Genomic DNA, 10,292 nt, shown 5'->3' with positions numbered 1-10,292 from the left:
GCAGCGGTGGACACGGCGGCGCGGGTGGCAACGGCGACCTCGGCGCCACCGGCTCCAGTTCGGCCAACGCGGCCGGCGGCACCGGCGCCGACGGCGGCAAGGGCGGCGCCGCCGGCAACGGCGGTGACGGCGGCACATCGGGCACCGGCAACGGCGGGGCCGGTGGTCAGGGTGGCGGCGGCGGCGCCGGCGGTCAGGGTGGTACCGGCGGAACCGGTGGCCACGACGGCGGCGGCAAGGGCCTGACCGGCGGCAACGCCGGCAACGGCGGGGCCGGTGGCGCGGCCGGTGTCGGCGGCAGCGGCGGCGCCAGCACCAGCGGTACCGCGGGCACCGACGGCGGCGACGGCACCGGCGGCGCGGGCGGTTCAGGTGGCACCGGCGGGGCCGGTGGGGCCGGCAGCGACGGCACCAGCGCCCCGAACGCGGCCGGCACCAACGGCGCTCTCGGCGGCAACGGCGGTAAGGGCGGCGTCGGCGGAGTCGGTGGCGCCTCCACGGACGGCAACGGCGGCCAGGGCGGCTCCGGTGGTACCGGCGGCGCCGGTGGCGGCGGTGGTGACGGTGGCGCCGGCGGCACCAACGCGACCGGCAACGGCCTCGCCGGCGGCAACGGTGCCGGTGGCGGCAACGGGGGCAGCGGTGGAGCGGCCGGAGACGGCGGTGCCAGCACCGGCGGCACCGCGGGCGGTGACGGTTCGGCCGGGACCGGCGGGTCCGGCGGTTCCGGTGGCGACGGTGGGAAGGGCGGCGCGGCCCAGGGTTCAGCCAACACCGGCGGCGACGGCGGTGACGGCGCCGACGGCGGCAACGGCGGCTCGCCCAGCGGTGCCCCCGGCGCCGGCGGCGGCGCCGGTCAGGGCGGCGCCGGGACCGGTGGTGCGGCTAGCGGTGCCGCCGGCACTCCCGGAACCTCGGGCCAGCCCGGTAGCTGAGAACGCAAGCACTCGAAAACAGTTGACCGAAGACTAAGGAGACGGCCTTGCAAACAGCTCTCAAGCCCTACGCGACCGCTGGTGTCGCGCTCATCGGGGCCACCTTCCTCGCGGTCACCCCGGTGTCCGCTCCGGCCCCTGGCCCGTCGGCCCTTCGCGACGTGGCACTGGCGGCCGGCGGTAGCCCCTTCGGCGATTTCCTGGCGCCGTGGCTGGCGCAGTACAACACCGCGGCCGAGAACGCGACCGTGCTGGCGAACAACTTCTATCTGGCGCCCGGCGTTGGGCTTCAGCAGATGATCGCGAACGCCACCGACTACGCGCAGCAACTGGCCGACGACCCGACCAAGCTCGCGGCGATCACCTTGGAGATGCAGGAGAACGTCAAGGCCGTCAACGACGCCTGGACGCTGATGAATGCGGGCCCGGACACCATGGACGCGACCACGCTGCACACCGTGGACGCCTCCGACCTGAGCACGCTGTCGTTCGGCCACGACCTGATCCTGCAGCTGCTGCCGCAGTTCCTGCCGGCCGACGTCGACCCGGCGATGGTGACCCCGATCGTGAACTTCCTGGCCTCCCCGGCCAGCGCCATGATCATGGGCATGCTGGGGCCGGGCTTGAGTCCGTGGGTCGCGTTGATGAACAGCATCAACGACGGTGACGGCTTCAACGAGATCATGGCCAACATGTTCGGCGCCTACTTCAACGGGGCGACGCTCAACCTCGACAGCCTGCTGCCGCTGATTGCCGACACCGGCTTCCTGCCGGAGGGCACCACCTTGACCCACCTGGAGTTCGCGCTCGGTGGGCTGTTCTCCACCGGTTCGGTGGGCCAGGCCGACTACGAACTCTTCGACTCCAGCGGCAACGTCGTGAACTCGGTTCAGGCGGTCGGCGGTTCGATGTTCAACGCGCTCGGGGTGAGCCTGCAGACCAGCATTCTGCCGGGATTCACCATCGAACTGGCCGGGCAACCGGTCGGTCCGATCGCTGCCTGGGAAGCCTGGAGTCAGACGGTGGCCGGCCTACTGGACGGCGGCAAGGGCGTGAGTCCGTGGGCTTGGGACGGCAAGTCCGGTGGCACCCCGCCGCCGGCGCTGCCGCCGCTGTCCGGGGGCAGCCTGCCGCTGATTCCCGCCGACACCTTCGACGACGGCGGTGCGTCCGGCAGCGCGGAGGCGCCCGACTTCAGCGTGGCGGAGATCGCCGAGGCCTTCGGCGTCCACCTCTGAGTGTCGGACTCCGGGATTACCTTGGGGAACCGCGGGCGACACCGTCCGCCGATCCGCCCGGAACAGAGGACTCCATGACAACGCCGTCTATGCCTGCACAACCGTGGGAACCCACGTCCGCTGAGCAGTCTGCTCTCCGCCCCGCGTCGCCGCCCGCCAGCACGAATGCGGTGCCGAACCGGGCGCAGACACGCCAGTTCGCCTTCGACGGCGGCGCCGGCACCTACTTCGGCACTGCCGTACTCGCCCTGCTCATCACGGTGTTGACGTTGGGGATCTGCTATCCGTTCGCCCTCGTGCTGCGGGAGCGGTGGCGTGCGAAGCACTCCTACATCGAGGGTCGCCAACTCGTATTCAACGGCAGCGCGTGGGGGCTGTTCGGCCTGTGGTGGAAGTGGCTGATCTTGATCGTCCTGACGCTCGGAATCTACGGGTTCTGGGTTGGTCCGCGCATCGCTCGGTGGAAATGGGAGAACACCTCCTGGGCGCAGCCAATCCCGGCCTGAGTCAGCCCTGCGGAAAGGCCTGCTGCGCGACCGCGGTCGCCTCGAGGTCGGCGACCATGCCGGCCGCGGCCTCAAGATCCGCCAGCGACAGCGGTTGCGGCGGGGAGCCGCCGCATTGCGCCACCACCGCAAGGCCGTCGTCCAGGTACTGCTGCCGGCACTGGTAGCGCTGAATCTTGCCGCTGGACGTGGTGGGGATCGACAGCGGCTGGACCAGCACCACGGCATGCGGTTCGATTCCGTGCTGCCGGGTGATCGCCGCGCACACGGTGTCCAGCACGGCCTCCAGGTCGGCCCGGGCGACGTGCTCCGGGTCGACCTCCTGCACCAGCACCAATTGTGCGACGACGTCCTCGACCATGCCCAGTCCCGGCGGGTCCACCGTGAAGGCGGCACCCCGGCCCGAAGCCAGCGCGGGAGAGCACTCCTGCGCTGTGGCCTCCAGATAACTCGGGTAGTAGTTGTGGCCGTCGACGGTGATCAGGTCTTTGACCCGTCCGACGATGAAAAGCTCACCGCCGCACAGGAAGCCGAGGTCGCCGGAGCGCACGAACGGTCCCTCGTCGGACCGCGCCGCTGATGAGGCGAGCTGCCAGCCGAAGGTCTGGGCGGTCTCTTCGGGTCGTCCCCAGTAGCCCTTGGCGACGCTGGGCCCGGCGATCCAGATTTCCCCGACCTCGTCGGGACCGCACGGCGCGCAGGTGACCGGATCGACGATGACGACGTGCTGGCCGTCGAGCAGCCGCCCGCAGCCCACCAGTGCCACGGCTGCCGGATCGTCGGCGGTGACGTCGACGATCCGGTCCTCCCCGAACGCGTTTCGGTCGACGTAGCGCACGCCCGGCGGTTGGGCGTCCGCGGCTCCGGACACCCCGACGGTGGCTTCGGCCAGCCCGTAGGCCGGATGGAACATCTCCATCCGGAATCCCGCGGGGGCGAAGGCCTCGGTGAAACGCTGCAGCGTTTCGACCCGCACCGGTTCGGCGCCGATGTGTGCGGTCACCAGGTTGGACAGGTCCAGGGCGGCACGCTCGGCTGGGGTGCTGCGCTCCACACACCGGTCGTAGGCGAACGTCGGTGCGATGGTGTAGGTCCCGCGATTCCGGGAGATCGCCTCCAGCCAGCGCATCGGCTGTTTGATGAAGGCCGCCGGCGACATCAGCACACCGCTCGCGCCGAGGGAGAGCATCTGCAGGATGGCGCTGATCAGTCCCATATCGTGATGCGGGGGCAGCCAGAACACCCCGACGACGGTGTCGTCACCGGGCCACGTCTCACGCATCGCCGTCAGGTTGTGCATCAGGTTGCCGTGGGTCAGCACCACGCCCTTGGGGGAGCGGGTGGAGCCGGAGGTGTACTGGATCAGCGCATCGGTGCCGGGACCGACGGCCGGCGCCACCCAGGCATCGGGATCCACGGCGGCGGCATCCTCGATCATGCACCAGCGCAGCGTTTTTCCCTCCGCCAGGCCGTCGACGGCGGCGATCGTGTTGGCGCGGGTGTCGACGGTCGCCAGCGCGAAGCCGGCCTGGGCGTCGGGGACCACCGTCGCCAGTCGCGGTGCCAGTTTCTGATGCACCGGGACCGCGACGGCGCCGGCGTACAGGCAGCCGAAGAAGCCGGCGATGAAGTCCAGGCCGGGACGCACCAGCACCAGCACCCGTTCCCCGGCCGCGCCCTGCGCCTGCAGCGTCGCGGCAACGGCCCGGGCCCGGGTGTCGAGGTCCCGGTAGGTCAGCCGGTGGCAGTCCTCGTCGTCGCCGTTGTAGGAGAACGTGAACGCGACCTTGTCGCCGTACTGCTCGGCGCGCTGCCGAAGCATCTCCACCAGGGTGGCGGCGTTGGGCAGGGTCTCATCCGGCATTCGGTTACCTCACCTGTCCGCGGTCATTACGGCCTAAGCCACCTTAAAACGTGTGCGGCCGTGCGAATCCGACTGACCGATCAGAAGACGTCGTTCCACTGGAAGTTGGTGAACGCGTCGCTCAGTTCGCTCCAGAAGTTGGTGTCGGAGACGCTGTCGCTCGCAGCGGCAGCAGCACTGCCGGAGTCGCCGAAGGTGTCGGTGGGGATGTGCGGGAAGCTGATGATGCTGCCGGGCGGACTGGCCGGCGGCAACACCGGGGTGCACCCCTTGCCCTCGCAGCTGCCGACGTTCCAACTCGCGCCGAGTTCCTGCGCGATCAGTTCCGACAGGCTCTGCATCGCCCCGAGCGGGCCGATCCCGTGGCCGACGGCCGAGACCTGGTTCAGCAGCGGCACCCCGATGATGTCGATGCCCAAGCTGTTGAAGATCGACCCGCCGACCACCGGCACCGACGCGAAGGTGCTGCCGTCGTTGTTGAACAGATCCCAGGCGGCGTGGCTGACATCGCCCGGGGTGAGCAGTCCGCCGAACGCGAAGCTCAGGTGGTGGACCTCCATGCCGGCGGGCAGCAACCCGGCGTCGTTGATCGCCGGCAGCACGCTGTCCAGATTCAGGGTGGCGCCGTTGTAGTAGGCGCCGACCATGTTGGCCATGGTCTCGTTGAAGTTGTCGCCGTCGCTGATGCTGTTGCTCAGGGCGACCCACGGCGCGATGGCCGGGCCGAGCATGCCCATGATGATCCCGCTCTGCGGCGACTCCAGGAAGTTGATGATCTCGGTCGCCGTGTTCGGGTCGATGCTCGACGGCAGGAATGACGCCAGGTTGCCGAAGACCAGCCCGCCGTGGTCGCCGGCGAGGGTGAATGCTTGGGCGTTTTTGATCACGTCGGAGCTCGCGTCGCTCAGCGACACCGACGACGCGGCGGCCTTGAGGTGATCCTGCAACTGCTCCGAGAGGGCCGGGATGTCCGAGGGGTTCTTGAACGCGGAGGCCAGGAAGTTGGTCACCTCGACGGCGAACTGCTGCGACGCCACGCCCGGTGCGAGCAGGAAGTTGTTCGCCAACACGGAGGCGTTGTCGGCGGCCTCGTTGTACTGCGCGATCCACGGTGCCAGTAGATCGCCCAGCGCGCTGGTGAGCTGCACGTCGGGCGCGAGGCGCCCGTTGATGACCGCTGATTGCGGGCCCGCGACGAGGAGTCCGGCGCCGACGATGGCGAGGCCTGCGGTGGCGTAGGGGCGAAGGGCTTGCTGCATCAGGGTCCCCTCAAGCTGTTAGGCGAAAGACGTATGCAACTGGACGGTACGTAATCAAATGCTGAGACGCAAGCAATATTGGGATGTTCGTTTACCCTGCGGTAAACGATGTGCGCGACGTACACTCGGCTCAGTCACAGGCTCCCTGTGGCGTCGTATGACGCTGCAAAGGTCAATATCGACCGGTAGAGCGGCTGCATCGTGGCACGATAAGGGTGTGGAATATCGGGATTGACGCATTATCAGGTGCTGTGGTCTTATGCAATCTAGATTAGTGACTGCTGAGAGTTGTCACCTGCACTGATTCAGAGGTCGCTCACCGGGAGAGGTGTTCGAAAATGGGCCATCGTCACACCAGCAACCAGCGGGGTCGGAGCGGTAAGGCGGCGCAGGGCCGCAACCGGGTGATCGGGGCGGGAGGTGCGGCGGCCGCATTCCTCGCGTTCGGAATGACGCCGCTGTCGGCTGCGCCGAATGCCCGGGCCGATGTCGACGATCTGGTGAACTTCGACTGGCTCACCCAGCTGTTCGACCCGGGCGATGCGGCCACCGCGGGGTCGGCGGCCTTCGGCGGCGACTTCGACCTCACCGAGGTGCTCGCACCGATCTACACGTCCATGCACACCGGCCTCGAGTCGTGGATCCACAGCGACTTCGGCGAGTCGATCGACAACGCCATCAACCAGTTCAGCGGCATGTACCTGATCGGTGATGGCACCGCCGGCACCGCTGACGACCCCAACGGCGGTGACGGTGGACTGTGGTTCGGCGACGGCGGCGCCGGCTGGAACAGCGACCTGTCCGGAGTTGCCGGCGGTTCCGGTGGCAACGCCCTGGGCTTCGGTGACGGCGGCGTCGGCGGTTCCGGCGGGTTGGGTGCCGACGGTGGTGCGGGCGGCACCGGCGGCGCCTTCATGGGCAACGGCGGTGTCGGCGGTGCCGGCGGCGCCAGCGCGGTGGGTGTCAACGGCGGTTCGGGCGGGGCCGGAGGCGACGCGGCCGGCTGGCTGTTCGGCAACGGCGGCACCGGTGGTGCCGGGGCGAACGGCACCGCCGGAACCTTCGCCAACAGTGGGACGGGCGCAGGCAGTAGCGGCGGCGACGGCGGTGTCGGTGGGCGCGGCGCCGCCCACTTCGGCGACGGCGGCAACGGCGGTGCGGCCGGTAACGGTGGTGCCGGTGCCGCCGGGGACGCGGCGAACCTGAACGGCGGTGCGGGCGGCAGCGGCGGCGCCGGTGGTGCTGCCGGCGTCAACTTCTGGAAGGGCGGCGAGGTAGGAACCGCCGCGAACGGCGGTGCTGGTGGCGCCGGCGGCGACGCGGCCAAGGACGCCAGCGGCGACTTCCTGGCCGGTGGTCACGGTGGCGCCGGCGGCAACGGCGGGGCCGGCGGCGCGACCGGCAACGGCAGCGGCGGGCAGGCGGTCAACGGCGGCACCACCGGAACCGGCGGTGCCGGCGGGGCCGGCGGCGACGGCTACGACGGCGGTGCCGGCGGTAGCGGCGGATCGGGTGGTAGCGCGACCGACGGTGCCGGTGGCACGGGTGGTGCGGGCGGTAACGGCGGCCACGCGGTCAACCTGGCCGGTAGCGGCGGCAAGGGCGGCTCGGGTGGTTCGGCCACTGGGACCAACACCGGCGGCGCGGGCGGTGTCGGTGGTGCCGGCGGCGACGCGACCGGTACTGCGGGGGCGACCGGAACCAACGCCGGTATTGGTGGCAACGGTGGTGCCGGCGGCGGCGGCGGTAGCTCCGCGTCCGGCATCGGTGGCGTGGGCGGCGCGGGCGGTGCCGGCGGTGACGGCGCCACGACCGACCAGACCGTGCAGACCTTCGGCGGCAGCGGTGGTGCCGGCGGTAGCGGTGGAAGCAGCGGCGGCACCTCGGGAGCGGGCGGCAACGGCGGCGCCGGTGGCACCGGCACGGTCGGCTCCGGGCACGGCATCCTCACCGGTGTCGGCCAGGCCGACGGCGGTGCGGGCGGTAAGGGCGGCAGTGGTGGTCTGATCAGCTCCGGTAGCGGCGGCGCCGGTGGCACCGGCGGGGCCGGCGGGGCCGGTACCGGCTGGACCGACGACGGCAGCGTCACCGGTGATGCGGGCACGGTCTACAGCGCCGGCGGTAACGGCGGTGCTGGCGGTGGCGGTGGCGGCAGCGGTGTGGCCGGTGGCACCGCCGGTGTCGGCGGCGCGGGCGGCGCGGGTGCAGACGGCGCCACAACCGGCGTGAGCCTCGGCGGCAACGGTGGCGCCGGCGGGTCCGGCGACGGTGCCGGCGGTGACGGCGGCAACGGAACCTACTCCGGCGGCAACGGCGGAGCCGGCGGGTCCGGCGGCGGCACCGGCGGTAACGGCGGCAACAGCAGCGGCGCCACAGCCGGCACCTTCATTCATCCCACCGCCGGCAACGGCGCCGACGGTGGCTCCGGTGGCGGCACCGGTGGTAACGGCGGTGACGGCACGAACGGCGTCAACGGCGGCAACGGCGGTAACGGCACCACCGGTTCGGGCGGCTCGGGCGGCGCCAACGGCGTCAGCCCGTCGGATGCGGCCGGCGGCAACGGCACCGACGGCGGCACCGGCGGCACCGGCGGTAACGGTGGTAACGGCGGCAGTTCCGACACCGGCACCGGTGGCAACGCCGGTAGCGGTGGCAACGGCGGATCCGGCGGGGGCGGTGGTGCCGGCGGTAACGGCGGAACCGACCCGACTACCGGTGCGGGCCTGACCGGTGGCAACGCCGGCAACGGGGGCGCTGGCGGAGTCGGCGGCGCGGCCGGTACTGCCGGACACGGCGGCGCCGGTGACGGCACTGCCGGTACTCACGGCGCCGGGGGCGCGGGTGGTTCCGGTGGCACGGGCGGCCAGGGCGGTGCCGGTGCGGCCCTCACCAGTTCGGCCAGCGCCGCGGGCGGCGACGGACAGACCGGCGGCGCCGGCGGGACCGGAGGCAACGGTGGGGTCGGCGGTGCCGGCTCCGATGGTGCGGCAGCGGGTGACGGCGGATCCGGTGGTTCCGGTGGTGCGGCGGGCGCAGGTGGTAGCGGTGGGGCCGGTGGAGCCGACGCGACCGGCAAGGGCCTGGCCGGCGGCGACGGCGGCGCGGGTGGCGCCGGTGGACACAGTGGAACCGGCGGCGCCGGTGGCACCGCAACAGGTGGCGGCAACAACGGCACCGCGGGTGCGGACGGCAACGGTGGTTCCGGTGGCGCGGGCGGTACAGGCGGCGCCGGCGGCAACGGCGCGGCCGGCTCGAACCACGCGCAGGCCGTCGGCGGCAACGGTCAGGCCGGTGGTACCGGCGGCAACGGCGGCAAGGGCGGCGCCGGAGGTGGCTCCGATGCCGGCAACGGCGGCTCCGGGGGTGCGGCCGGTGCGGGTGGCGTCGGCGGTACCGGTGGCGCCGGTGGCAACGGTGGCACCAACCCGACCACCGACAACGGCTACGACGGCGGCAACGGCGGGGCGGGCGGAGCCGGTGGCAACGGCGCCGATGGCGGTGCAGGTGGGACCAGCGCCAGCGGCACCGCAGGCTCCGGTGGCGCGGCCGGTGCCCTGGGCAACGGCGGCGCCGGTGGTGCGGGCGGTAACGGTGGCCCGGCCCAGCAGGGCACGACCGGTACCCCCGGTTCGGCCGGGACAGCCGGTGCGGCCGGGGCCGACGGCACGGCGGGCAAGCCGGGTAGCTGACGCCGGTTCGGCGGAGCGTCGCTCGGCGAAGCGTTCAGCGCCGCCGACGACGCACACCGTTGCTGAATACGGGATTAATGCATAGCGACTATGTTCGCGGCCATGGCCCGCACGATGATCGATCTGGATGATGACCTGCTGGCCCGTGCTGCCCGGGAACTCGGCACCACCACGAAGAAGGACACCGTCCACGCCGCATTGCGGGCTACGCTGCGGGTAGCTGCTACCCGGGCGTTGATGGACCGGATGGCGGACAACGCGGCCGGCACCGACGGCGAAGCCGTCGTCAATGAGATGTGGCAGCAGAGTCGAGTGCAATACCGACGGTGACCAGCTCCTACCTGCGGGGCAAATCAGCGGCCTACCGGGTCCCGGCCGGCTCCGTCTGATCCGCGCTCAGCCCTGCAGCGACTTCCAGAACTGCGCGGCCACCGCCTGCTGCATTGCCGTGGCGGCCTGGGCGGCCAGCGCAGGATCGACGGAGGCGTCATCGTCGGAGCCGGGTGGGGCCTGCCACTGCGCCAGCGCGGTGAACTCGCCGTCGAGGTAGCGCTGCCGGGTGGCGCGGCGCTGGATCTTGCCGCTGGAGGTCGTGGGGATCGTCCCCTGCTCGACCAGCATCAGCGCGTGGGCCCGTACCCCGTGATGTCGCACGATGGCCGACTGTGCGGCGACCAGCAGTGCCCGTAGGTCGGGGATCGCGGCTGCGAGTTGGCGGTTGAGTTCCTGCACCACGACCAGCCGTTCGCCGGCGCCTTCGATGGGTTCCACCGAGAAGACCGCGCCGCGTCCGGCCAGCAG

General features: G+C 71.6%; 6 protein-coding genes and 2 pseudogenes. 5 read left to right on the top strand and 3 right to left on the bottom strand.

Going from position 1 to position 10,292, the window contains the following annotated elements; translation table 11 throughout:
- From KIH27_RS20960 to KIH27_RS20950, 3 genes and pseudogenes are all read left to right on the top strand, one after another.
- A pseudogene (locus KIH27_RS20960) lies at positions 1–935 on the top strand (hypothetical protein); the annotation flags it as partial.
- A 47-nt stretch (positions 936–982) separates the two neighbouring features.
- Entirely contained in the window at positions 983–2,173 is a 1,191-nt protein-coding gene (gjpA, locus tag KIH27_RS20955; protein WP_214094901.1) for an outer membrane porin GjpA, read from the top strand.
- An 89-nt stretch (positions 2,174–2,262) separates the two neighbouring features.
- The gene (locus tag KIH27_RS20950; protein ID WP_250150502.1) at positions 2,263–2,679 is read left to right on the top strand and encodes a DUF898 family protein; all 417 of its coding nucleotides are present in this window, start codon (positions 2,263–2,265) and stop codon (positions 2,677–2,679) included.
- Between the two features lies 1 nt (position 2,680).
- On the opposite strand, the gene KIH27_RS20945 is transcribed toward KIH27_RS20950, so the two are convergent.
- On the bottom strand, positions 2,681–4,543 hold the full coding sequence (locus KIH27_RS20945) for a fatty acyl-AMP ligase (protein WP_214094900.1): 1,863 nt from the start codon (positions 4,541–4,543) through the stop codon (positions 2,681–2,683).
- Positions 4,544–4,623: 80 nt separating this feature from the next.
- Positions 4,624–5,802, bottom strand: a complete 1,179-nt coding sequence (gene gjpA / locus KIH27_RS20940; protein ID WP_214094899.1) for an outer membrane porin GjpA — start codon at positions 5,800–5,802, stop codon at positions 4,624–4,626.
- A gap of 338 nt (positions 5,803–6,140) precedes the next feature.
- Between gjpA (KIH27_RS20940) and KIH27_RS23095 the strand changes: the two genes are divergently transcribed.
- Both KIH27_RS23095 and KIH27_RS20930 read left to right on the top strand, forming a co-directional pair.
- A complete protein-coding gene (locus KIH27_RS23095) occupies positions 6,141–9,491 on the top strand; it encodes a PGRS repeat-containing protein (RefSeq protein ID WP_214094898.1) in 3,351 nt (1,116 codons plus the stop codon).
- Positions 9,492–9,593: 102 nt separating this feature from the next.
- Entirely contained in the window at positions 9,594–9,821 is a 228-nt protein-coding gene (locus KIH27_RS20930) for a type II toxin-antitoxin system VapB family antitoxin (protein WP_214094897.1), read from the top strand.
- A gap of 66 nt (positions 9,822–9,887) precedes the next feature.
- Here KIH27_RS20930 and KIH27_RS20925 read toward each other — a convergent pair.
- Positions 9,888–10,292 (bottom strand): annotated as a pseudogene (locus KIH27_RS20925) (fatty-acid--CoA ligase); the annotation flags it as partial.

Source organism: Mycolicibacter acidiphilus, assembly GCF_018455725.1.
In the GTDB taxonomy this organism is placed as follows: domain Bacteria; phylum Actinomycetota; class Actinomycetes; order Mycobacteriales; family Mycobacteriaceae; genus Mycobacterium; species Mycobacterium acidiphilum.
Note: the sequence above shows the minus strand (reverse complement) of the source record. Positions and strands in the feature narration are given on the sequence as shown.